Source organism: Gordonia asplenii (assembly GCF_012933505.1).
Taxonomy (GTDB): domain Bacteria; phylum Actinomycetota; class Actinomycetes; order Mycobacteriales; family Mycobacteriaceae; genus Gordonia; species Gordonia asplenii.
Map to the genome: position 1 here is coordinate 161,056 of NZ_JABBNB010000005.1, position 23,099 is coordinate 184,154.

20 protein-coding genes are annotated in these 23,099 nt (G+C 67.5%); 14 read left to right on the forward strand and 6 right to left on the reverse strand.

Annotation, left to right across the window (positions count from 1 at the left end):
* Window positions 1-6: 6 nt before the first annotated feature.
* Window positions 7-2,112 (reverse strand): RecQ family ATP-dependent DNA helicase, encoded by a 2,106-nt coding sequence (locus HH308_RS06655; protein ID WP_170193395.1) that lies wholly within the window; start codon window positions 2,110-2,112, stop codon window positions 7-9.
* Between the two features lie 542 nt (window positions 2,113-2,654).
* On the opposite strand from HH308_RS06655, the gene HH308_RS06660 reads away from it, so the two are divergent.
* The 4 genes from HH308_RS06660 (at window position 2,655) to purD (ending at window position 8,683) form a co-directional block, all read left to right on the forward strand.
* Entirely contained in the window at window positions 2,655-3,908 is a 1,254-nt protein-coding gene (locus tag HH308_RS06660; RefSeq protein WP_211188248.1) for a bifunctional glycosyltransferase family 2/GtrA family protein, read from the forward strand.
* Between the two features lies 1 nt (window position 3,909).
* Window positions 3,910-6,102, forward strand: a complete 2,193-nt coding sequence (locus tag HH308_RS06665; protein ID WP_170193397.1) for an ArnT family glycosyltransferase — start codon at window positions 3,910-3,912, stop codon at window positions 6,100-6,102.
* 68 nt (window positions 6,103-6,170) lie between these two features.
* Entirely contained in the window at window positions 6,171-7,406 is a 1,236-nt protein-coding gene (locus tag HH308_RS06670; RefSeq protein WP_170193484.1) for a low temperature requirement protein A, read from the forward strand.
* An 11-nt stretch (window positions 7,407-7,417) separates the two neighbouring features.
* Entirely contained in the window at window positions 7,418-8,683 is a 1,266-nt protein-coding gene (gene purD / locus HH308_RS06675) for a phosphoribosylamine--glycine ligase (protein ID WP_170193398.1), read from the forward strand.
* 174 nt (window positions 8,684-8,857) lie between these two features.
* Here the strand turns inward: purD and HH308_RS06680 are convergent, their stop codons facing one another.
* The gene (locus HH308_RS06680) at window positions 8,858-9,793 is read right to left on the reverse strand and encodes an alpha/beta hydrolase (RefSeq protein WP_170193399.1); all 936 of its coding nucleotides are present in this window, start codon (window positions 9,791-9,793) and stop codon (window positions 8,858-8,860) included.
* Window positions 9,794-10,105: 312 nt separating this feature from the next.
* Between HH308_RS06680 and HH308_RS06685 the strand changes: the two genes are divergently transcribed.
* A complete protein-coding gene (locus HH308_RS06685; RefSeq protein WP_170193400.1) occupies window positions 10,106-10,507 on the forward strand; it encodes a cupredoxin domain-containing protein in 402 nt (133 codons plus the stop codon).
* A gap of 9 nt (window positions 10,508-10,516) precedes the next feature.
* On the opposite strand, the gene HH308_RS06690 is transcribed toward HH308_RS06685, so the two are convergent.
* Both HH308_RS06690 and HH308_RS06695 read right to left on the reverse strand, forming a co-directional pair.
* Window positions 10,517-11,140 carry a response regulator transcription factor gene (locus HH308_RS06690; protein WP_170193401.1) on the reverse strand — a complete coding sequence of 208 codons (624 nt, stop codon included), beginning with the start codon at window positions 11,138-11,140 and terminating at the stop codon, window positions 10,517-10,519.
* Window positions 11,137-12,312, reverse strand: coding sequence for a sensor histidine kinase (locus tag HH308_RS06695; protein ID WP_170193402.1), 1,176 nt, complete (start codon window positions 12,310-12,312; stop codon window positions 11,137-11,139). The genes HH308_RS06690 and HH308_RS06695 overlap by 4 nt, the downstream gene beginning before the upstream one ends.
* Before the next feature lie 176 nt (window positions 12,313-12,488).
* Here HH308_RS06695 and HH308_RS06700 point away from each other — a divergent pair, with 176 nt between their 5' ends.
* The 8 genes from HH308_RS06700 to purB are packed head-to-tail and all read left to right on the forward strand — an operon-like array spanning window position 12,489 to window position 19,229.
* The gene (locus HH308_RS06700; RefSeq protein WP_170193485.1) at window positions 12,489-13,517 is read left to right on the forward strand and encodes an ABC transporter permease; all 1,029 of its coding nucleotides are present in this window, start codon (window positions 12,489-12,491) and stop codon (window positions 13,515-13,517) included.
* A 25-nt stretch (window positions 13,518-13,542) separates the two neighbouring features.
* Window positions 13,543-14,373: an ABC transporter ATP-binding protein gene (locus HH308_RS06705; RefSeq protein WP_170193403.1), complete on the forward strand. Its 831-nt coding sequence runs from the start codon at window positions 13,543-13,545 to the stop codon at window positions 14,371-14,373.
* 16 nt (window positions 14,374-14,389) lie between these two features.
* On the forward strand, window positions 14,390-14,680 hold the full coding sequence (locus tag HH308_RS06710; RefSeq protein WP_211188229.1) for a hypothetical protein: 291 nt from the start codon (window positions 14,390-14,392) through the stop codon (window positions 14,678-14,680).
* A complete protein-coding gene (locus HH308_RS06715) occupies window positions 14,677-15,759 on the forward strand; it encodes an alpha/beta fold hydrolase (protein ID WP_312870426.1) in 1,083 nt (360 codons plus the stop codon). Before HH308_RS06710 ends, HH308_RS06715 begins: the two co-directional genes overlap by 4 nt.
* A complete protein-coding gene (locus HH308_RS06720; RefSeq protein WP_170193405.1) occupies window positions 15,756-16,286 on the forward strand; it encodes a GNAT family N-acetyltransferase in 531 nt (176 codons plus the stop codon). Before HH308_RS06715 ends, HH308_RS06720 begins: the two co-directional genes overlap by 4 nt.
* The gene (locus tag HH308_RS06725; RefSeq protein ID WP_376767182.1) at window positions 16,283-17,071 is read left to right on the forward strand and encodes an esterase/lipase family protein; all 789 of its coding nucleotides are present in this window, start codon (window positions 16,283-16,285) and stop codon (window positions 17,069-17,071) included. The genes HH308_RS06720 and HH308_RS06725 overlap by 4 nt, the downstream gene beginning before the upstream one ends.
* A 60-nt stretch (window positions 17,072-17,131) precedes the next feature.
* The gene (locus HH308_RS06730; protein WP_170193407.1) at window positions 17,132-17,770 is read left to right on the forward strand and encodes a TetR/AcrR family transcriptional regulator; all 639 of its coding nucleotides are present in this window, start codon (window positions 17,132-17,134) and stop codon (window positions 17,768-17,770) included.
* Between the two features lie 31 nt (window positions 17,771-17,801).
* Window positions 17,802-19,229 carry an adenylosuccinate lyase gene (gene purB, locus HH308_RS06735; RefSeq protein WP_170193408.1) on the forward strand — a complete coding sequence of 476 codons (1,428 nt, stop codon included), beginning with the start codon at window positions 17,802-17,804 and terminating at the stop codon, window positions 19,227-19,229.
* A gap of 886 nt (window positions 19,230-20,115) precedes the next feature.
* On the opposite strand, the gene HH308_RS06740 is transcribed toward purB, so the two are convergent.
* Entirely contained in the window at window positions 20,116-21,297 is a 1,182-nt protein-coding gene (locus HH308_RS06740; protein WP_170193409.1) for an FAD-dependent monooxygenase, read from the reverse strand.
* Between the two features lie 171 nt (window positions 21,298-21,468).
* Complete coding sequence (locus HH308_RS06745; RefSeq protein ID WP_170193410.1) at window positions 21,469-22,095, reverse strand: PadR family transcriptional regulator; 627 nt, start codon at window positions 22,093-22,095, stop codon at window positions 21,469-21,471.
* 109 nt (window positions 22,096-22,204) lie between these two features.
* On the opposite strand from HH308_RS06745, the gene HH308_RS06750 reads away from it, so the two are divergent.
* Window positions 22,205-23,095 carry a phosphoribosylaminoimidazolesuccinocarboxamide synthase gene (locus tag HH308_RS06750; RefSeq protein WP_170193411.1) on the forward strand — a complete coding sequence of 297 codons (891 nt, stop codon included), beginning with the start codon at window positions 22,205-22,207 and terminating at the stop codon, window positions 23,093-23,095.
* Window positions 23,096-23,099 lie beyond the last annotated feature (4 nt).

The following is a 23,099-nucleotide window of genomic DNA, read 5'->3' on the forward strand; positions in this document are numbered from 1 at the left end:
CCGCGCTCACACCGTCCGGTGAATCAGCAGCGGCATCACCGCGGCCGCACCCGCCTCGCGCAGTTTCGCCGCGGCGATCGTCAGCGGCCATCCCGACGACGACGCATCCGCGACCAGCAGCACCACCTGCCCGACGACGGGCTCGGCCGGGTCACCCAGATGATCGCGCCAGTACGACGCTTCGACGACGCCGGGTGCGTCCGAATCGGGTGTCCGACCCGTCGATACCGGTAGCACCCAGCCCGGTCGACGTCCCACCGCGCGCAGGTGTGCGGCGACCGCCTCGGCGAGCTCACTACCGGTAAGGCGAAGGGACACAATCGAATCCGGCCGAATCTCGGCGGCACGCACCCACCCGGACAGCGTCGCCACCGCGGCGTCGCCGATCTCGCCGACCGCAGCCGCGTCGCCGCCCTGCGCGGCGCGCAGCACCTCCTGCCATTCCGGTGCGTCAGCGTGAATGAGCACCCGCCCCACCTCGGCCTTGACGTCGGGGCCGATGCGCCCTCGTCGCCCGAACGATCCGCCCGGCCACATCTTGCGGGGCTCGAGGAGCATCGCGTCGCGCCGCAAGGCCGTGGTGATGGTGCGCAGTTGCCCGGCGTCGGTCGACGCCACCAATCCGTCGGTCAGCTGCCCACGGCACACCGAGCACTGCCCGCAATCGGCGGGTTCGGGGTCGTCGAGCGATTGCACGAGCAACCGCATCAGGCAGGCTCGGCCCTGCACGTAGTCGCGCATGATGTCGGCTTCGCGGCGTCGCGCGGCCACCACGCCGTCGTAGTGGGCCTGGTCGTAGACCCACTCCTTCCCGGTGGCACGCCAGCCGTCGGTGCGGCGTTCCACTACGTCGTCGACGGCGAGCTGTTTGAGCATCAGCTCGATACGCGTGCGCCGCAGTCCGGTCACCGATTCCAGCTGCGGCACGGACATCGGATCCTCTTGTTCCCCAAGCGCATTCAGCAAGGTTTCGATGTGGTTCGGGTTGGGGATCGTCGACGTCGCGAAGTATTCCCAGATCGCGTCGTCCATCGGCGACGCCAACAGGGCCACCACCGACTCGTCGATCGCGCGACCGGCGCGGCCCACCTGCTGGTAGTACGAGACCGGCGACGGCGGCGACCCGACGTGCACCACGAAACCGAGGTCGGGTTTGTCGTAGCCCATGCCCAGCGCCGACGTCGCCACGAGTGCTTTGATCTCGTTGCGCAGTAACGCGTCTTCGAGTCGGTGCCGGGTCGACGGGTCGAGCTGGCCGGAGTAGGCGGCGACCGGATAGTCGGGACCATGCACCGATTTGATCGCCGCCACCAGGCGATCGGTGTCGGCGACGGTCAGCGCGTACACGATCCCCGACCCCGGCAGCCCCGGCAGCGACTGCGCGATCCAGCCGTATCGCTCAATCGGCGACAGACCATTGATCACATTGAGGTGCAACGACTTTCGGGCCAGGGGTCCACGTAACACGAGAGTATTGGAGCCCAGTTGATCGGCGACGTCGTCGGTGACACGGGCATTGGCGGTCGCCGTGGTCGCGAGTACCGGCGTGTCCGGGTTGAGTGTGGTCAGCACGTCGGACACCCGTCGATAGTCGGGCCGGAAGTCGTGGCCCCAGTCGGAGATGGCGTGGGCCTCGTCGATGACCAGCAGACCGAGGTTGCCCGCCAGCGCATCCAGTACCCGCCGCCCGAAGCCGGGGTTGGCCAGCCGCTCCGGCGACACCAGCAGGACGTCGAGATCCCCGCCGCGCAACCGCTCCTCGATCGCCGACCAGTCGTCGACGTTGGACGAGTTCAACGTCGCCGCATACAGTCCGGCCCGCTCGGCGGCCGCCACCTGATCGCGCATCAACGACAACAGCGGCGAGACGATCAGCGTCGGGCCCGCGCCTTCGCTGCGACGAATCGCGGTCGCCGCCCAGTACACCGCCGACTTTCCCCATCCGGTCGCCTGCACCACCAACACACGCGCCGCCGGCTCCATCAACGCGGACACCGCGCGGAGCTGGTCGGGGCGGAAGGCCGCGCCCGGGCCGGCGAGGGCGCCGATCACCCGATCGGCGACCTGCTGCTGGGCGGGGGACAGTGTTGCCGGGGCAGCATCGGTAGTCATGGGGCCACCGTATCGTCCGCCCCTGACAGCTCTCGTGGATTGTCGCGGCTGAACGGTCGGAAATGCCCCGGCGGGTGTGCGACCGGAGCCGTGTTGCCTTCTCGGACGCAACCGTTGCCAACCTTGCCAGGGCATGGTTGCGGTTGACTCGCGTCTCTTGCGCACCAGTGGTATCGAAGGGATCGGACCACGTCGCCCCACGAATCCCACTGGTTACAACGAATCGTTTGCTGAGGTCGCCGAATCGTTCTCTTCCCCGGTGTCTTGTGCTGGAAAAAGGAGGAGCCGCGTCGCGATGCCTCGGCAACCCCCACCGAATCAACCCCTACCGAATCACCCCCCCCCGCAGGCATCGCGGCGCCGTGACGACGAAGCGAAGAACAAGACTTCCGCGCCGCGTGGCCACGCGAGTGAAGCGAGCAGAATCAAACACAGAAACCTCACAGCATCGGGGCAGTTGCACAGCAGTCACGCCAGCGACTGTGGTAGCCATGACCAGCACACAGGAGCACCGCCCCGCCGCCGCGGGCTCACCGACCGGGATGCCGATTGTGACCGAACCGATCACCATCGTCGCCGACAACTCGGTGACCGCCCCCGTCCTCGACATCGTCGTACCCGTCTACAACGAACGCGACGACATCGCCTCGACCCTGCGCCGACTTCGCGCTCACCTCGACCAGCACGTGCCGTACGCGTCGCGGATCACCGTCGCCGACAACGCCAGCACCGACGACACCCTGGCCATCGCGGCGAGCATGGTCGGCGAACTGCGAGGGCTGCGGGTGGCCCACCTCGACCAGAAAGGCCGCGGTCGGGCGCTCAACGCGGTGTGGCAGGCCAGCGACGCCGAGATCGTCGCCTACTGCGACGTCGACCTGTCCACCGACCTCAACGCGCTGATGCCGCTCATCGCGCCGCTGATCTCCCGACACTCCGACGTTGCGATCGGCACCCGCCTGGCCCGCGCCTCGCGCGTCGTCCGCGGCCCGAAGCGGGAATTCATCTCTCGCAGCTACAACCTCATCCTGCGTACGACGATGGGCGCCAAGTTCTCCGACGCCCAGTGCGGTTTCAAGGCGATGCGCGCCGACGTCGCGCACATCGTGCTGCCCTACATCGTCGACACCGGCTGGTTCTTCGACACCGAATTGCTGGTCATGTCCGAACGCCTCGGCCTGCGCATCGCCGAGGTGCCGGTGGACTGGGTCGACGACGTCAACAGCAGCGTCGACATCGTCGCCACCGCCGTCGCCGACCTCAAGGGGTGCGCTCGGGTCGGCACCGCATTCGCCCGCGGCCAGATCCCCGTCGTCGAACTGCGCAACGCGATCGGCCGCGACCGTGCGCCCGGCCCCGACCTCGACGGTGTCCCGTACGGACTGATGGGCCAGCTCATCCGGTTCTGCGTCGTCGGTGTGGCCTCGACGGTGGCGTACGCGATCCTGTACTTGATGCTGCACAGCATCTGCGGCGCCCAGGTCGCCAACTTCCTGGCCCTGGGCATCACCGCGGTCGCCAACACCGCGGCCAACCGCAGGTTCAGCTTCGGTGTCCGCGGCCGCGAGAACGCCGTACAGCATCAGCTGCTCGGCCTCGGCGTCTTCCTGTTCGGGTGGGCCATCACCGCCCTGTCCCTCGTCGCACTCCACAGTTGGGCGCCCGACGCCACCAAGCATGTCGAACTGATCGTGCTCGTCGTGGCTAACCTGGTGGCCACCATCACCCGATTCGTCGGCCTGCGCTGGGTCTTCCGGCGCAAGACCGGCTCCGACGCCGCGATTGCGAGTGCCTGATATGACGACCGTCGCCTCGACCTCTGCTCTCGACGCCGACGACCATCCCGATTCCCCGACGGCTCCCGCGGCCGCCGGGGAATCGGCGTCGAATACCCGAACCGGTTGGTGGACAACCCAACTCGCACACCGCGGTTCGCTGGCCGCGCTGCTGGTGGCCACCACGATCGCCTACCTGTGGAACCTCTCGGCCAACGGTTGGGGCAACTCGTTCTATGCCGCCGCGATCCAGGCCGGATCGCAGTCGGCCAAGGCGTGGTTCTTCGGGTCGTCGGACATGGCCAACTCGATCACCGTCGACAAACCGCCCGCGTCGTTGTGGATTCCGGCGTTGTCGGTGCGGATCTTCGGTCTGAACAGTTGGGCGATGCTGGTGCCCGAAGCGCTGATGGGCGTGGGATCGGTTGCGCTGCTTTATTTCCTGACCCGACGCTATTTCGGGCACTGGCCGGCCATCCTCGCCGGCGGCGTCCTGGCGATGACGCCGGTCGCCGCACTGATGTTCCGCTTCAACAACCCCGAAGCGCTGCTGATCCTGCTGATGATCGGTGCCGTGTGGGCCTTGCTGCGCGCGGTCGACGACGGGCGCACCCGCTGGCTGGTCCTGTGCGGCGTCTTCGTCGGATTCGGCTTCTTGACAAAGCAAATGGCCGTGTTGCTGATCGTTCCGGGGCTCGCCGTCACCTACCTCGCATTCGGTCCGCACGGCTGGGGCAGACGGCTCGTGCAGCTGTTCGCCGCGCTCGGCGGTTTGATCGTCAGCGCCGGGTGGTGGATTCTCGCCGTCGAACTGTGGCCGGCGTCGTCGCGGCCCTATATCGGCGGCTCGCCGACCAACTCGATCCTCGAGTTGACCTTCGGCTACAACGGGTTGGGGCGTATCAACGGTGACGAGCACGGCTCGGTGGGACCGGGTGCACATTCGGGTGGATTCGGCGGTTACGGCGGCCCGGGCGGATTCGGCGGCGGACACTTCAACCCGTTCGGCGAGCCGAGTCCGTGGCGGATGTTCGAGGCGGGTCAGGGCGGTCAGATCGCCTGGCTGATCCCGGCCGCACTCGTCTTGACGGTCGCCGGAATCATTCTGTTGCGCAAGGCTTCTCGCCGCGACGGTCAACGCGCGTTCCTGGTCGTCTGGGCGCTGTGGTTGCTCGTGACCGCGGGCGTGTTCAGCTTCATGCAGGGCATCTTCCACAGCTACTACACCGCGGCGCTCGCTCCCGCGGTCGCGGCGCTGGTCGGCGGTGGAGCGGCGCTCATCTGGCGCAACCGCGCCGAGCTGTGGGTCCGCATCGTCGCCGCGGGCACCGTATGGGCAACGGCCGGTTGGGCTTTCGCATTGCTCGACCGCTCGCCCGACTTCGTGCCGTGGCTGCGCTGGGCCGTGCTCGTCGTCGGCATCGTCGCGGGCCTGGCCTTCCTGCCGAACAAGCGAGTCGTCGCGCTCGTCGCGGCCACCGCCGCGATCATCGCCGGGCTGGCCGGACCGCTCGCCTACACGCTCGATACTCTCGGCACCGCCAAGTCGGGCGCGATCATCGGTGCCGGCCCGAATGTGCAGGGCGCCATGGGCGGGCCGTTCGGCGGCATGGGACGGCACGGGCGGGGCGGCCCGGGCGGCATGCACGGCTTCGGTGGCATGAACGGCACGGGTGGCATGAACGGTATGAACGGCCCAGGCGGCATGAACGGCATGAACGGATCGCATCGGAGCGTGCCCGGTATGAACGGGTCAACGATGCCGTCGACGCCCGGCGGCAACGGCAACGGCAACGGCGGACCCGGCACCAACATGTCGTCGACACCGGGCGGAGCGGGTGGACTCCTGTGGGGGTCGACGCCGACTGCCACGATGATCGCGACCCTCAACCAGAACGCCGACCATTACACGTGGGTCGCCGCCGCGGTCGGCTCGATGACGGCGTCGGGGTACCAACTCGCGACCAACCACTCGGTGATGCCGATCGGCGGATTCAACGGCACCGACCCGTCTCCCACGTTGGCGGCGTTCAAAGAATTGGTGGCGCAGAAGAAGATTCACTTCTTCATCGCCAGCGGGCGCGACGGCTTCATGGGCAATTCCGACTCCAGCCGCACGTCGGCGCAGATCTCCGACTGGATCGAGGCCACCTTCGGATCGAAGACCGTCGACGGCATCACGCTCTACGATCTGAGCGCGCCCAAGGGAAGTTGAGCCATTATCCAGACAACTGAATAGAGTGCTCGATCATGAGGATCACCGCGCAGCATCGAGTCACTCGAATGGTCGGTCGCGACCCGCACGAAACCGGGCGGGTCGCGACGACTCTGGAACTGTTCTTCGACCTCGTCTTCGTCGTCGCCTTCTCGGTAGCCGGTGTCGAGGTGGCGCACGCGCTGGCGGAGGGGCATTTCTTCGTCGCCACCGCGGGTTTCCTCTTCTCCACGTTCGCCGCGATCTGGGCATGGATCAACTTCAGTTGGTTCGCGTCGGCCTTCGACACCGACGATTGGTTCTTCCGGGTCACCACGATGGCGCAGATGGTCGGCGTCGCCGTTCTCGCACTCGGCATTCCGTCGGTCTTCGCGTCGCTGCAGGGGCACGAGCACATCGACAACCGGGTGCTCGTGCTCGGGTATGTGATCATGCGCGTGGCGATGTCCATCCAATGGCTGCGCGCCGCACAGGCGTCGCAGCGCTATCGCGGCGCCTGCCTCACCTACGCCGTCGCGATCTGGGTGGCACAGATCGGCTGGGTTGCGGTGGCACTCATCGACTTGCCGCTGTGGCCGGCGGCGATAGCGTCGCTGCTGCTCGTCGTCGTCGAACTGTCCGGCCCGGTCATCGCCGAGAACAGCAAGGCGGGGCCGACGCCGTGGCACGCGCACCACATCGCCGAACGGTACGGCGCGCTCACGATCGTGACCCTCGGCGAAGGTGTCGTCGGGACCATCGCCGCACTTCAGGCGGTCGTCGACGTCGACGGCTGGAGCCTCGACGCCGCGGTGCTCGGGTTGACCGGGATGGCGATTCCGTTCGCGATGTGGTGGATCTACTTCGTCATCCCCACCGGCGAGGCACTGCATCTGCGCAGGCGCAAGTGCTTCGTGTGGGGCTACGGGCACATCGTCGTCTTCATGGCGACCGCCGCCGTCGGCGCCGGGTTGCACGTGGCCGCGCTGTACATCGAACACGAGGCGCACGTCGGGCCGGGCGTGGTGGTGGCGACGGTCGCGGTACCGCTCGGACTGTTCTGCCTCGGCATCCTCGCGATCTACGACTATCTACTCGACTTCGACCCGTTGTCTGTCCTGCTCGCGGGTGGTGCGCTCGCCTTTCTGGCGGCGTCGGTGGTCGTGGCGTCGGCCGGCGTGTCAGTCGTCGTGGCGCTGGTCATCGCGGCCTGTGCACCGATCTTCATCGTCGTCGTCGACGAATTGCTCATCGGTACTCGTCGTGTCGCGGCACTCGAACGACTGCGGGCGCAGGCTGATCCGGTCGATGAGGCACTCGCGTAGAGTGGCACACCGTGCGCGCACTAGTGATCGGTTCGGGCGGCCGCGAACACGCCCTGCTCCTCGGCCTGAGCCGCGACCCGCAGGTCTCCGACCTGCACGCTGCACCCGGTAACGCCGGAACCGTCGCCATCGCGACCAACCACGCGGTGGATGTGAGTTCGGCCGACGCCGTGGTGGCACTCGCCACTGAGATCGCCGCGGACCTCGTAGTCATCGGCCCCGAGGTACCGCTGGTGCTCGGCGTCGCCGACGCCCTGCGCGCTGCGGGATTCGCCACCTTCGGTCCGAGCGCCGCCGCCGCACGCATCGAAGGGTCCAAGGCCTTCGCGAAGGATGTGATGGCCGCCGCCGGCGTGCGGACCGCGCACAGCGAGATCGTCGATTCGGCCGCCAACCTCGACGCCGCCCTCGACCGATTCGGGCCCACCTGGGTTGTCAAGGACGACGGCCTGGCCGCCGGCAAGGGAGTCGTCGTCACCGCCGACCGCGCCAAGGCGCGCGACCACGGCGCCGAACTGCTGGAGACCGGGCATCCGGTGCTGCTGGAGACCTTCCTCGACGGGCCCGAAGTCTCGCTGTTCTGCCTCGTCGACGGCGAAACGGTGGTTCCCCTGATCCCGGCGCAAGACCACAAACGCGTCGGCGACGGTGACACCGGACCCAACACCGGGGGCATGGGCGCCTACACACCGCTGCCGTGGCTGCCGGCCGAAGCCGTCGAACAGATCGTCGCCGACGTTGTGAAACCCGTTGCGGCAGAACTTGTTCGACGCGGGGCCCCGTTCTCCGGGCTGCTCTATGCGGGACTGGCGATGGGGGCGACGGGGCCCGCCGTCGTCGAATTCAATTGCCGTTTCGGTGATCCGGAGACGCAGGCGGTGCTGTCACTGCTGAAATCGCCTCTGGGACAAGCGTTGTACGCGACTGCCACCGGAACACTCGCCGATCTGCCGCCGCTGGAATGGGCTGACGGTTCGGCGGTGACGGTGGTGCTGGCCGCGGAGAACTACCCGGGACGTCCGCGTACCGGCGACGTCATCTCCGGCGCCGACGGAGACGGCGTGCTGCACGCCGGAACGACCGTCGGCGGCGACGGTGCCGTCGTATCCGCAGGCGGGCGTGTACTGGCCATCGTCGGGACCGGCGTGGATCTAGCGTCGGCACGTGCCGACGCCTACGATCGCCTGGCGTCGATCAAATTGGCGGGCAGCCACTTTCGCACCGACATCGGTTTGGCAGCCCAAGAGGGCCGGATCGCGATTCCGTCGGGACAGTAGCGCTGCCGCGCCTTCGGCGCCCCAGCGCCAAGCAATCCCGGGGGCCTCGAGTGTACGAAGCGACCCCCCGCTCCCCGAGTGCCGAAGCGAGGAACGAGCTTCGGTGTAACGAGGGGCCGGTGACCCGAACGCCCAACTGGGGGACGGGCTTTCGTTATCCGCCCGACGAATCCCCTACACCGCCAGGTTTCGTCCCAGAAATGCGATGTGGTCGGGCAGGACGCTGCGCCAGTAGCGGTTGGTGTGTCCGCCGGCGGTCGTCGAGAAAGCTGCCGGCGGATGCAGTGCCGCGGCCCACTGCCGGGTGTACATGAAGAACTGATCGCTCGACCCGATGTCGATCATCACCGGGATCTTCGCGAACCGATCCTGTTGCCCGAACAGCGAATTGGCCTCGTAGTCCGCGAAGGAGTCGAACGCGCGCGGAGGATAGTTGCGCGGATCGCCCCACAGCGCGGGGGAACTCACGCTGACCGCTGCGACGCGGGGCGCGCCGAGCAGTGCACCCAAGCGCAGCGCGCCGTAACCACCCATCGACCAGCCGAAGAAACCGATCCGCTCCGTCGACAGGTTCAGCTGGGGGTTGGCCGCCAGCATCGGGAGGAATTCGTCGAGGATCATCGCGCCACCGTCGGCGCCGTCGGTGCGCAGGTGATAGTAGTTGCGGCCGGTGTCGGCAGCGGCGAGCGCGAACGGCGGATTCCCGGCGTCGACGTACTGTTGCAGCGTCAGCTGCATCTCCAGCTTGGAACTGAAGATCGACATCTCGTTGGTATTGAGGGCATGCAGAATCACGACGACGGGTAGTTTGCCGGTCACGCCGTTGGGACGCGCGACCACCCAGTTCGTCTGCCGACCGCCCATCTTGGCCGACACGAAGCTCCCGGTGATCAACGGAATGCTGCCGGGCGACGCCGCTTCATGCGTCTCCGACGGCAACTCGTCGTCGGCGGTGCGCTCCTGCTCCATCTTCTTCGGGGTGACGGTCGGCTGTTCCTGCGGCTTCGCACATGCGGCGAGGCCCGCGGCGGTGGCCGCGCCCAGCCCGGACAACAAGACCGCGCGTCGGGTGACGGCGGTCGGGAGACGATGGCGAGCGGCAGAAATCATCGGCTCGAGGATACGTGGTCGCCGTTATCAATCGGTAATCCAAACGTCCGCCACGCCGGTCCGAGGAAACAGTGTGACACATGTCGCAGCCGACGCCCGTGCCCGCGCGACGACGGAGTCCGTCGCCGCCGAGCCGCACCGATCGGTGCCGTCACCGTCGCCCGGCTGAATGACTTTTCTACGCTCCGGCGTCCACTCATTGACTGAAAAAGTCGAGTAGTCCTCTACTCGCGCACATGTTCGGGCGCAGAGTCATTGTGGAAGAGGTCATCGCGATGGCCACGCAACACCGGATAACACGAGGTCACAACCATGGGTTCGGCTCACGCACACGCAATTCGAGCGCGGCGATTCGTGGTGTCCACGGTGCTGTGCGGCGTCACGCTTGCGTCGGGGGCAGGCGTGGCGAACGCGATGGTCGTCCCGGCGTCGTCGACGACGCCGCTGTTCGGCACCGACTGTGTCTACCGACTCGAGGTCGCCGTGCCCGACGCGCAGCAGGTGACCTTCATCGAGTCCGACGTCGACGGCGAGCGACCCGTCGAGGCGGGCACACCGGTGCTGCCGCACCACGGTGTCGCATCGGTGCGTTGGACTCCCACCTTGCGCGGGGACCGCATCCTGGTGGCTCAGCAGGGCGCGGCCCGCAGCGTGCCGGTACCGGTCGCGGTGCGCGACGGCGGCGGCGCGCTGTGCCGCAGCACTGTGGGCTGAGCGTGGACCTCAGCCGAGCAGTCCCATCGTCCGAGCCCGCGCGACGGCGGCCGTTCGCGACCGGACCCCGAGTTTGCCATAGACATGGGCGAGATGGGATTTGACCGTCATCTCGCTCAAGAACAACGCCTTGGCGATCTCGCGATTCGACAGGCCGTCGGCCACCTGGGCGAGCACATCTACCTCGCGAGGCGTCAGCGTATCCGGGTCGGGCCGGCGCACCCGGCTGAGCAGGCGTGTGGCAATGGCGGGTGACAGTGCGGAATCGCCTTGTGCCGCAGCGCGTATCGCGGCGATCAGGTCGGCCGGAGGAGTGTCTTTGAGGAGGTACCCCGCCGCACCCGCCTCGATCGCGCCGAGGATGTCGGCATCGGTGTCGTAATTGGTCACCACCAGAACCTGCGGCGGCCGGGGCAGTGCGCGCAGCGCCGCCGTCGCGTCGACGCCGGACTCGCCGACGCCCAGCCGCAGATCCATCAGCACCACATCCACTTCTGTTGTCGCACAACGTGCCACGGCGTCGCGCGACGATCCGGTGGCGAAGTCGATGTGCACGTCACCGGCGTCGGCGAGCAGCGCCCGCAGACCGGCGCGGACGATGGCGTGGTCGTCGACGATGCCGATGACGATCATCGCGAGTCCTGCCCGGCACCGTCGTCGAGTGGAAAGGACACCGCGACGACGCTCCCGCCGTCGTCGGACTCGACGCTGAAGTCGCCGCCCAGATCGGTGACCCGCTGCCCGACGAGGCGCAACCCCAGCGAACCCGGCCGGTGCGACGTCTGCGTGTCGAGTACCGCCCCGACGTCGAAGCCCGCGCCGTCGTCGGCGACGTCGAGATGAATCGAGTCGGCCGAATAGGTCAGCGTCACATGCGCGGAGGCGGCCCGCGAATGCTGCACGACGTTGGCCAGGAGGCTTTGGGTGATGCGAACGAGGGCCGCCTCGATCGGCATCGACACCCGACGCGGTTCACCGTCGACGCGCAGTCGCACTTCGACTCCGTGACCGGCATTCGACGCCGTGATCCGCTGCAGGGCGGCGACCAGTGATCGCTCGCGCAGCGACGCCGGTGCGAGGCCGTCGATGAGGGCGCGCGTTTCCCCCAGGGCGTCGGCGGTCGCCTGCCCGGCGAGGGCCAATTCGGGCGCGTCAACGGTGCGTGCGGCCGCGTGGATCAGCATGCCGATGCTGCTCAGGCTCTGCGCGACGGTGTCGTGGATCTCACCGGCCAGTCGCTCCCGCTCGGCGAGAATCCCGGCCGCGTGCTGCTGAGCGGCCAGTTCCGCGCGCGCCTCGCGCAGCTCCGCGATCAACCGCTCGCGGTCGATGACTTCGGCGTACAGCCGCGCGTACCCGCTGGCAATCGTCACCGCCACCGCAGCGCCCAGGGTCGGGCCGATGACGGCGGCCGCGGTGAATCCCGAATGCGCGAGAAAGCCGGCGATCGACGCGACGGTCGCCGCGGTGACAGCGACCAGCCCGGCGCGTCGCGGCAGCAGATGCAGATATAGGAAGAACAGCGCGAACGCCAGATATCCCGCGTCCGGAGTCAGAACGACCAGCGCCAGCCATCCCGCACTCAACACACCCAGCCAAGTGAGCGTCCACGACGGTCGACGCCGCAGCCCCGCGCCGAGCGCGTAACACGCCAGCCACGCCAGAGTCACGACGATCACCGCGGTCCGATGCGGTCCGCTCTCGGCAGCCGCGCGCACCACGACCACCGCGGCCAGCGCCAGCACCAACGCGTGCAGGCACAGCCGCAGCGTCGCGAAGACCGGAGTCAGCGGGGAGTCGTGCATTCTGGCCAGCCTAACCGCCGCCAGCGCGGCCGCATCGCCCGAAAGGTGTAGTCGCCGACGTCGATTCGGACCACCGCCGACCAGTCGTGCGGGCGATGCCGGCTGACTGCGCGGCGGCGACGATGAGACGGGTGGCGCAAGGTGCGTCGGACCGCAGTCTCACCGGAGGTAACTCGTTGTACGTGGCGATACGTGAATTACACACTGCGCGAGGAAGATTCGCGATGATCACCGTGGTCGTCGCGCTACTCGGAGTGCTGGTCGCCTTCCTGGGCGGCCTGACCGCGGGACTCGCCCGGCAGAACATCTCGGCGGTACAGGCGCTGCCGGGCACGCATGTCGTGGTCGCCGACGACGGTGCCCCGGCGTCGTTCGACCGCTCTCAACTGACCGATGCTCAGGTGGACGCGACCATGCGCGCCGACCGAGCCGCGCTTCCGGTGGGGATCTCCCGGGGCACGGTCGAAGCGGAGGGCCGAGTGCTCCCGGTGGCCGTGTTCGGCATGCCGCCGGAAGCCACGCCCGACGCGGTGCGGCGAGAACACGGAACCATCCGGCTCAGCGCGGCGGCCGCGGACAGCCTCGGAGTTCGGGCCGGTGACCGGGTGACGGTCGGCGCGATGGCGTTCACCGTCGACGTCGACCACGCCGATCGCTGGTACTCACACACGCCCGTCGCCTATGTGGCGCTTGCGGATTGGCGACTGGTGAATCCGCAGTCGGGCGCCGCGACCGTCGTCACCACGGCGTCGTCGCCGGCCGTCGGCGGAACCGTCGCGCTGACCCGGGACCGGGCGCTGTCGGCGATCGGCTCCTACGACTCCGAACATCGATCGTTGCAATTGATGACGGTCATGCTCTTCGCGATCTCGGCGCTGGTCGTCGGGTCGTTCTTCGTCGTGTGGACCATGCAGCGCATCGGCGACATCGCCACGCTCAAAGCGCTGGGCGCCGCCACGCGGACTCTCGTCGTCGATGCACTCGGTCAGGCCGCACTGGTCCTCGGACTCGGCGTGACGGTCGGCACCGGACTGGCCGCCGCGGTCGGCGTCGCCGTCGGGGGCGCCGTTCCGTTCGAGGTGTCGGCGTCGACGACGCTGCTGCCCGCCACGCTACTCATCGTGCTGGGCCTGGCGGGTTCGGTTGTCGCGCTTCGTTTTCTCATCACCACCGATCCACTGACCGCACTCAATGCCGCACGTTGACCGGCACGCTTCGAGGAGCCCAGAGATGAATTCCGTCGTCCTGCAGATGCACGAGGTCACCTTGACCTATCCCGACGGGGACGGGCGGCTCACCGCGCTCGACGCCGTGGACCTCACCGTGCGCCGCGGCGAGCTGACCGCGATCACCGGGCCGTCGGGTTCGGGAAAGTCGAGCCTGCTCGCCGTCGCTTCCGGGCTGATCCGCCCCGATTCCGGAAAAGTGTTGTTACACAGGCAAGGCGGTGTGCTCGACCTGTGCGAGCTGTCCCGCGCGGAACTCACGGCGCTGCGCCGCACCGACGTCGGGATCGTCTTTCAGCAACCGAACCTGGTGTCGGGACTGACCGCCGTCGAACAACTGGAAGTCACCGAGCGCCTCGGGCAGCATCGCTGGATCGGTCCGCGTCGTCGTCGCGAGATTCGACGCCGTGCGCTGGACCTGCTCGACGCCGTCGGCGTGGCCGACCGCGCCACCGCGCGGCCCGACCGACTCTCCGGCGGTCAGCGGCAGCGGGTCAACATCGCCCGGGCACTCATGGGGCGACCCGGACTGCTCGTCGTCGACGAACCGACGAGTGCCCTCGACACCGAGCGGGGCGCGGCGGTGATGGCGCTGCTCGCCCGACTGACCGCCGAGCGTGACGCGGCAACACTGCTGGTCACCCATGATCGGTTGCACGCGAGCACCGCCGACCACCGGGCCGAAGTGGTGGACGGCCGTCTGACGTGTCGGCCGGGGGTGGTAAGACTGGACGGACAGTGTGACGAGAGTCACTTCGTCGACCAGTCTGGGAGTCGAGATGGCGGAGAAACCGCAGCAGCCGATGTGGCGGCAGGTGTACGACAAAGTCGATAAGGAGGTCACTCCGAAGGTGACCGATCTAGTTCAGAGCGACGGGTTCAACGTCGTCAACGGACTGGTGGTCAAGGTGCAGAAGACCGTCGGACGACAGGTCAGCGGAGCCACCGCGAAACTGTGGCACCTGGTCAATCTGCCCGCGGGCACCGACGTCAAACGGCTGCGCAAGCAAGTCGGCTCGCTCGACCGCGAGGTCCGGCGACTGACCATCGCCCTGGAGCGGGAACGTCGGGACCGGTGGTTCGACGATCCGGCCGCCAAGGAGTCCGACGGCGACACGGAGAGCGGTAAGAGCTGGTGGTGAGCATCCCGAACCCCACCAGCGCGCTGGACCGGGTCCGCAAAGAGATCGAACGTAATGCACTGCGAGCCCGCAACGGGATCAAAATCGTTGCCGGAGTGTCGAAACCGAACCCGGGGGCCTCTGCCAAGGACGTCGTGTGGCGTGCCGGGCGCTGTGAACTGTGGCATTACCGCAACGACGCGGTGACCCTGGCCCCGCCGGTGTTGATCATCTACAGCCTGTTGAACCGCAGCTATATTCTCGATCTGGCCGAGGGCAACAGCTTCATCCAGCGTCTGCTCGGCTCCGGCTTCGATGTGTACATGCTCGACTGGGGCATCCCGGATGAACGCGACGCGGACAACACCTTCGAAGACTATGTCGACGATTTCATTCCGACCGCGGTCGACCGCATCCGTGAGATCAGCGGATCGGACACGGTGAACATGTTGGGTTACTGCTTCGGCGGGCTTCTCGCCGTCCTCTACGCCGGCCACCACCCGGACGCGCCGTTGCGCAGCCTCACCGTGATGACCACCCCGACCGATCTGCAGGAACTGGGGCCGATGGGTGACGCGCTTGGGGCGTCGGGTCTCGACATCGAGGACACCTTCAACGAGGACGGCAACATCGCGCCCGACGTCCTGCTGGCGGCCTTCCGGTCGCTGACCCCGACCGCCGATGTCACCGCCTACGTCAACCTCTGGCAGAAGATGTGGGACGAGGACTACGTGGCCGCGCATCAGTCGATGAGCGGATGGGGCAATGAGCACATCCCGTTTCCCGGCGGAGTGGCACGGCAGATGGTCACCATGATGACCGACAACGCGCTCGTCAACGACCGCATCGTCATCGGTGGTGACCGCGTTCACTTGTCGGACATCACCATTCCGTTCTTGCACGTGACCGCCGACCGCGACCACATCATTCCGGAGAAGTGCTCGGCGCCCCTCGTCGGGCTGGTCGGTTCGGCTGAGGCCGAGCAGTTCCGCCTGCCGGCCGGGCACGTCGGGCTGGTGGTCGGCAAGACGGCGCACAAGACCACCATCCCGAAGATCATCGATTTCATGCGTAAACGCAGTGAGGAGGTCACCCGGTGACCATCAGCCCCGTGACCGACGAGCACACCGCAGCCCTCGTCGACTTCTTTCTCGCCCTCCCGGAGGAGGACCGCACCTTCATCCAGGAGGATGTCGGCGACCCCGACGCCGTGCGCAGCCTGCTCGCGACGCGCGTGCAGCAGTGGGTGGCGGTCGACGACGCCGGACGGATCGGCGGGTACGTGGCGGTGAAATCGCGCCCGGGGTGGTCCGATCACGTCGGCGACATCCGGCTCGTCGTAGACCCGGCGCACCGCCGCACCGGCGTCGGGCGCGAACTCGCCCGGCATGCGCTCGCCGCCGCCATCACCGACGGTCGGCGCAAGATCGTCGTCGAGCTGACGGCTGACCAGGAACACGCCGTCGCCATGTTCGCGACACTCGGATTCACCGGAGAAGCGTTGCTGCGCGACCATATTCGCGACCGCAACGGGCACCTGCGCGACATGCTGATGCTGGCGCATTTCGTCGACGACTCGTGGGGATCGATGGAAACCCTCGGTCTGGCAGAGGAATTGGGGGATTGATGACGATCGCCGCCGAACCGGTGTCGTCGGCGCGCAAACCACCGGTCTGGCTCTACTCGACCGAACTGGCGCGCTCGTCGGTCGACTTCTGGGCGCTGGCCGCGAGCTATCCGATGCTCGCGACGCTGCCGCGCGGACAGCGCCATCCGGTGTTGGTGTTGCCGGGGTTCATGACGAACGATCGGTGGACGGTCACGCTACGGGGACTGCTGCGCACACTGGGGTATCAGGCGCACGGGTGGCGGCTGGGACGTAACGTCGGCCCGACGGCACAGGTGCTCGACGGGCTGTCGGCACGCCTCGACGAACTGCACGGTCGTTACGGGCAACCCGTGACCTTGATCGGCTGGAGCCTCGGCGGAGTGTTCGCGCGGCAGCTCGCACGCAGCCATCCCGAGCAGGTCCGCCAGGTCATCACGCTGGGCAGCCCGTTCCGGCTGGCACGTCACGATCAGAGCTGGGCGGCGCCGATCTATTCACGGTTCGAACATCGTCACGCCGAACGACTACAGCTGCCGTTGGAGTCCGACGCCGCGCCGCTGCCTGTCCCGTCGACGTCGATCTACTCACGTATCGACGGGATCGTCGCGTGGCAGACGTGCGTCGATCGCCCGGGTGAACAGGCCGAGAACATCGCCGTGTGGAGCAGCCACTTCGGATTCGGTCACCATCCGGCTGTGATCTGGGCGATCGCCGATCGCCTCGCCCAGCCGGCTGGTCGGTGGGCTCCGTTCCAGGCGCCCGCATTGCTTCGAGCAGCCTTCGCCGCCACCGATACCACATAGGCTGAGCAGCGCAGATGATTTCGATCAATACCGCACCCGCGTGAACTTCGGTTTGGCACGATGTTCCCCATGTCAACAGCAGCCACGCCTAAAGGATTAAGGCGGCGCGCCCGCCTGATCGAGGCCGCGGCGGAGCTGTTGATGGCGGGCGGCGTCGACGCCGTGCGACATCGGGCCGTCGCAGAACGGGCCGAGTTGCCGCTGGCGTCGACCACCTACTACTTCGGCTCACTCGACGATCTGCTGGCGGCCGCAGTCGCTCATGTCTCGACCACTGACACCGCGTCGATCGCTGCACGGTGTGAAGCGCTGCCCCGTCGTCGACGCGGTGCGGCGGCTACCGCGGAAGCCCTCGCGGACGTGTTCGTCGGGCGCGACATGACCCGCGCTCAGTTGGCGACCCGCTACGAACTGGTGGTCCTCGCCGCGCGCTACACCGGACTGCAGGCGGCGATCCGCGAGCGGCAGGGTCTGCTGTCGCATCTGCACGGCGACGTGCTGGTGAAGTCGGGGCGGCTGGGCGACTCGGTGCACATCGCACAGTTGATGGCCGTCGAAGACGGCGCGGTGGTCGGAGCGCTGGCGAAGGGCGACACCGATGCCACGCTGGCCGCACGTGATGCGCTGGTGGAGGTGGTGGACCTGTTGGCGCCGCTGTCGGCCGACCTCGGCGAGCTGGCCGAGCACACGAGTTTGTAGTCCTCGTTCCCGACCCCACTACACTGGTCAGGTGCCTAAACCCGCCATCTCCAATGTCCTGGCTTCCCGTTATGCTTCCGCCGAACTGGCCGAGATCTGGTCTCCGCGCAACAAGATCGCCGCCGAACGGCAGTTGTGGATCGCGGTCCTCAAGGCTCAGCGCGATCTCGGCATCGATGTTCCCGAGCAGGCCATCGCCGACTACGAGCGGGTTGTCGACCAGATCGACCTCGATTCCATCGCCGATCGGGAACGCGTCACCCGCCACGACGTGAAGGCGCGCATTGAGGAGTTCAACGCGCTCGCCGGCCACGAGCAGGTTCACAAGGGGATGACCAGCCGCGACCTCACCGAGAACGTCGAGCAGCTGCAGATCCTCGCGTCGCTGCGCCACGTGCACGCCCATGGCGTCGCGATGCTGGCGCGCATCACCGACCGCGCCGCGCAGTACTCGACCGTCGTCATGGCCGGCCGCAGCCACAACGTCGCCGCGCAGGCGACCACTCTCGGCAAGCGATTCGCTTCTGCCGCAGACGAACTCATGATCGCGTTGACCCGACTGTCGGAGCTGATCGACCGCTATCCACTGCGCGGGATCAAAGGGCCGATGGGGACGTCGCAGGACATGCTCGACCTCCTCGGCGGCGACGCCGCGAAGTTGGCGCAGCTCGAGGACGCGGTCGCGGCGCACCTGGGGTTCGCCCGGTCGCTGACGTCGGTCGGCCAGATCTATCCGCGCTCCCTCGATCACGACGTCGTGTCGGCGCTGGTCCAGACCGCTGCGGCGCCGTCGTCGTTGGCGCATACCATCCGCCTGATGGCCGGCCATGAACTGGTGACCGAAGGTTTCCAGCCCGGCCAGGTCGGCAGCTCGGCGATGCCGCACAAGATGAACACCCGCAGCTGCGAGCGTGTGAACGGCCTGGCCGTGGTGCTGCGCGGCTACGGTTCGATGGCCGCCGAACTCGCCGGCGCCCAGTGGAACGAGGGTGACGTGTTCTGCTCGGTCGTGCGCCGCGTCGCGCTGCCCGACGCGTTCTTCGCCATCGACGGGCTGATGGAGACCTTCCTGACCGTTCTCGCCGAGTTCGGCGCCTACCCGGCCGTGATCGCCAACGAGCTCGACCGCTACCTGCCCTTCCTCGCCACCACCAAGGTATTGATGGCCGCGGTGCGCGCCGGCGTCGGACGCGAGACCGCACACGAGGCGATCAAGGAGAATGCGGTCGCCGTAGCTCTCGCGATGCGTGAGGACGGTAAGGAACCCGATCTCCTCGATCGCCTCGCCGCCGACGAGCGTCTTCCCCTAGACCGTGCCCAGCTCGACGAGGCACTCGCCGACAAGAAGGCCTTCGTCGGCGCGGCCGAGCAGCAGGTCGCCGACGTGATCGCCGCCGCCCAGAAGATCATCGCCGAATACCCGCGGGCGGCGAGCTACGTGCCAGCCCCGATCTTGTAGGGGACCGGCGCGCCCCGCTGCTGAGTGCACCTACTTCGCTGTTCGAGCGCCCTTACGCCGCTCTCCGAGTGCGCCCACCTCGCTGCGTGGATGCGCCCACCCCGCTGCGTGGGTGCACCCACTTCGCTGCCTGAGCGCCCTTTACCCCGCTCCCCGAGTGCCGAAGCGAGGCACGAGCTTCGGTGTAACGAGGGGTCGGTGACGCAAGATGCCAAGGCGCCCAGCGTCTTTCGCGACAAGGTTCGCCGCCGGCGCCGTTCGCCGGGCCAGATTGCATTCTGCCGCGTGGTCGACGCCGGGGGAGCCCGCCCCTCGCCGCGGCTGAGCTGCCAGATTGCATCTTCCCGCCGCCGTCGCCGTTCGCCGGGCCGATTGCAATCTGCCCCGTGGTCGACGTCGGGGGAGCCCGCCCCTCGCCGCGGCTGAGCTGCCAGATTGCATTCTGCCCCGCCGCCGCCCGCCGTTCGCCGGGCCAGATTGCATTCTGCCGCGTGGTCGACGTCGAGGGAGCCCGTCCCTCGCCGCGGCTGAGCTGCCAGATTGCATTCTGCCCAGTCTCGCCGCCCGCCGTTCGCCGGGCCGATTGCATTCTGCCGCGTGGTCGACGTCGAGGGAGCCCGTCCCTCGCTGCGGCTGAGCTGCCAGATTGCATTCTGCCCAGTCTCGCCGCCCGCCGTTCGCCGGGCCGATTGCATTCTGCCCCGTGGTCGACGTCGAGGGAGCCCGCCCCTCGCTGCGGCTGAGCTGCCAGATTGCATTCTGCCCAGTCTCGCCGGCGTTCGCCGGGCCGATTGCATTCTGCCTCGTGGTCGACGTCGAGGGAACCCGCCCCTCGCTGCGCCTGAGCTGCCAGATTGCAATCTGCCCCTCACCGGCCAGCGAGCACTCACACCGACGCCGCCCAGTCGATGCGGTAGTTCTGTTCGCCGGCCATCTGTGCTTGAAGCTTCTTCGAGCCGAAGAACCGGGGCATGACCAGCGGCATGAGCCGGCGCATCACCGGACCCAGGGTCTTCGTCGAATTGATCTTCGCTCCGCGTGCGGCGATGGCTTCGACGCGGGGACGTCGAATCAGCTCGTAGCTGCCCAAAGCCGTTGGTACAGAATCGAAGTCGCGCAGGCAGCGGGCAAGTTCGATCGCCGATTCGATCGCCAGGGACGCACCTTGGCCGGTGCTGTTCGACGGCGCGTGAACGGCGTCGCCGACGAGGACGAGTCGCCCGCGCGACCAGTGGGGGACGGGCGGCATGATGTGCAACCCGCCGGTGATCTCGAAGTCCTCGGGCGCGGTATCGGCCACCAGTTCGGCGCCCGGGCTGTCGGCGGCGTAGGTGTCACGCAGCACCGACAGCCACTGTGCGGCCCCGCGGTCACGAGCTTCGGTGAGCGTCAGATACTGCTTGCTCGGTAGGTTGGCACCCCACGCCACCCGACCGTCCGGCAGCGGCCAGTAGAGGTAATAGGCGTTTCTCCCGAAGGCGAAGGTCATCGTGTCCGGAGTGACAGGCGTTGAGATACGCGCGTATCCGCCGAATCCGAGCATTCCGGTGAAATCGGCGTCGGGGGCCGTGGGATCGATGATTCTGCGGACCGTCGATTTCACGCCGTCGGCGCCGATCAAGATGTCGCCGGTCGCCGACGATCCGTCGTCGAACACGGCTGTCACGCCGTCGGCCGTCTCGTCGACCCCGACCAGGCGCTTGGAATAGTGGAATCCGACGCCGGATGCGGCCGCGTGATCGTGCAGGACGCGATGCAGATCGCTGCGGTCGACGATCCGCAGCGGTTCGGCTCCGGGGAGTGCGGGCACGGTGATCAGCTTGTCCCCGATGGCTATCTGCGACGCCGGGAGCGCGAGCGCGACGTCGCGCACCGCATCCCCCGCGCCGATGATGTCAAGGGCGGCAAGACCATTCGACGCGAAGCCGAGGCCGCTGCCGATGTTGTACGCCGGGCCGGGATAGGCCTCGTACACCGACGCCGCGATCCCGGCTCGATGAAGGGCCGTCGCGACCACGGGTCCGGCGATTCCGCCGCCGATGACGATTGCTGAGTTGACTGCAGACATTGCGTTACTCCTGGTGAGTGTTGATGCCTGCGCGGATGGTCCGGCTATCCTGGGAATGCCACTTCGCCGAGTCGGACTCGCGCAAGCGAGAACTGATGAGGGTCGTGATGGTCGGGCCCGGGTGGTGTTGCCGCACCGCCTGGGTCCGATTCTGCTTCATATCGATTGCGCTCAGTGGCTCTCGGGTACCTCCTGTGGGTTGAAGCCGTCGCGGTGCATTCGGCGCCATCGGTCGATTCCCGGGAATGACGACGCGACGAGTTCGTCTCGCAACGACGACACCCAGTCGAGTTCGGCGCGGAGCATTGCGAGCATGTACTCGTCCTCGATGAGGAAGAGTCGGGGCACGTGCGTAGCCGCTTCGGTCAGTGTGGCTGCATCGGAATCGATTGTCGCGCAAAGTGTTACGATGCGCTCGTCGAGCAGTGCGACGACGTCGTCGGGTGCGAGCACCGCGGCGACCGAAAGTCCCGCCACAAATGGCTGCGCTCCGGATTGCGGCGTGCGGAGTAGATCGCGGGTCCAGTCGGCGAGCTCTTCGCGTCCTGCCGGAGTGATGTGATAGATCGTCCGTTCCGGGCGCGCGCCGTCCCGATCGGTTCCGGTGATCTCGAGCAGCCCGTGCTTGGTGAGGTTGTCGACGACGGTGTAGAGCGAGCCCCACTTGATCGACATGTCCCGGTCTTTGCCGCGTTCACGCAGCACGGTGGCGATTTCGTAGCGATGCATGGGACGCTCGAAGAGGGTGGACAGCACCGCCAGCCCCAATAGATTCGCAACCTTGCGCTTGTGTGCCATCACTCACCTCCGATTACTCGTCTACGAATATACGTCTGCGAATAAAGTCTCGCAAGCGTGCGCCTGACCCGGCCGCAAGGGCATGGTCTTACGTCACTAGCCTGGACTGATGCGCCCAACTCTGGATTCGTACCGGCACCTCGCGTCGGGCAAGGTTCGTGAGATCTACGAGATCGACGACGACACGTTGCTGATGGTCGCCTCCGATCGGATCTCGGCCTACGACTTCATTCTCGACACACCCATCGTCGACAAGGGCCGCATTCTGACCGCGATGAGCTTCTTCTGGTTCGACGCCCTCGGTGTGCCGAACCATCTCGCCGGCGGACCGACCGACGAGCGTATTCCCGGTCCAGCTCTCGGCCGCTCGATGGTGGTGCGCAGGTTGCCGATGGTTCAGGTCGAGTGCGTGGCACGCGGCTACCTCACCGGTTCCGGGCTCATCGACTATCGCAACACTGGCGCCGTCTGCGGCGTCGAACTGCCGGCGGGCCTCGGCGAGGCGAGTAGGCTGCCCGAGCCCATCTTCACCCCCGCGACCAAGGCCGCGCAGGGCGATCACGATGAGAACGTGTCGTTCGAGCACGTCGCGGCACAGGTGGGGGAGGACCTCGCAACAACGCTGCGCACGACGACCCTCGACATCTACGGCCGTGGCGCCGCACTCGCAGCCGAACGAGGAATCCTGTTGGCGGACACCAAGTTCGAGTTCGGCCAAGACGCCGACGGCGCGCTGGTGCTCGCCGACGAAGTGCTGACGCCGGATTCGTCGCGGTACTGGGAGGCCGCCACCTACACCGCGGGGCGGGTGCAGCCGTCCTTCGACAAACAGATCGTGCGCAACTGGCTCACCGGGCCCGACTCCGGCTGGGACCGCCACGGCGACTCGTCCCCGCCGCCGCTACCCGCCGACGTCGTCGCGCGCACCCGGGCGCGTTATATCGAAGCGTACGAACGTATTTCCGGCCTTTCGTTCGCAGACTGGCCGAACGCAGAGTAGGAGC

Coding starts and splice junctions, on each gene's coding strand:
- HH308_RS06655 (WP_170193395.1), bottom strand. CDS start 2,112: ATGACTACCGATGCTGCCCCGGCAACACTGTCCCCCGCCCAGCAGCAG.
- HH308_RS06660 (WP_211188248.1), top strand. CDS start 2,655: ATGCCGATTGTGACCGAACCGATCACCATCGTCGCCGACAACTCGGTG.
- HH308_RS06665 (WP_170193397.1), top strand. CDS start 3,910: ATGACGACCGTCGCCTCGACCTCTGCTCTCGACGCCGACGACCATCCC.
- HH308_RS06670 (WP_170193484.1), top strand. CDS start 6,171: ATGGTCGGTCGCGACCCGCACGAAACCGGGCGGGTCGCGACGACTCTG.
- HH308_RS06680 (WP_170193399.1), bottom strand. CDS start 9,793: ATGATTTCTGCCGCTCGCCATCGTCTCCCGACCGCCGTCACCCGACGC.
- HH308_RS06685 (WP_170193400.1), top strand. CDS start 10,106: ATGGGTTCGGCTCACGCACACGCAATTCGAGCGCGGCGATTCGTGGTG.
- HH308_RS06690 (WP_170193401.1), bottom strand. CDS start 11,140: ATGATCGTCATCGGCATCGTCGACGACCACGCCATCGTCCGCGCCGGT.
- HH308_RS06695 (WP_170193402.1), bottom strand. CDS start 12,312: ATGCACGACTCCCCGCTGACTCCGGTCTTCGCGACGCTGCGGCTGTGC.
- HH308_RS06705 (WP_170193403.1), top strand. CDS start 13,543: ATGAATTCCGTCGTCCTGCAGATGCACGAGGTCACCTTGACCTATCCC.
- HH308_RS06730 (WP_170193407.1), top strand. CDS start 17,132: ATGTTCCCCATGTCAACAGCAGCCACGCCTAAAGGATTAAGGCGGCGC.
- HH308_RS06740 (WP_170193409.1), bottom strand. CDS start 21,297: ATGTCTGCAGTCAACTCAGCAATCGTCATCGGCGGCGGAATCGCCGGA.
- HH308_RS06745 (WP_170193410.1), bottom strand. CDS start 22,095: ATGGCACACAAGCGCAAGGTTGCGAATCTATTGGGGCTGGCGGTGCTG.
- HH308_RS06750 (WP_170193411.1), top strand. CDS start 22,205: ATGCGCCCAACTCTGGATTCGTACCGGCACCTCGCGTCGGGCAAGGTT.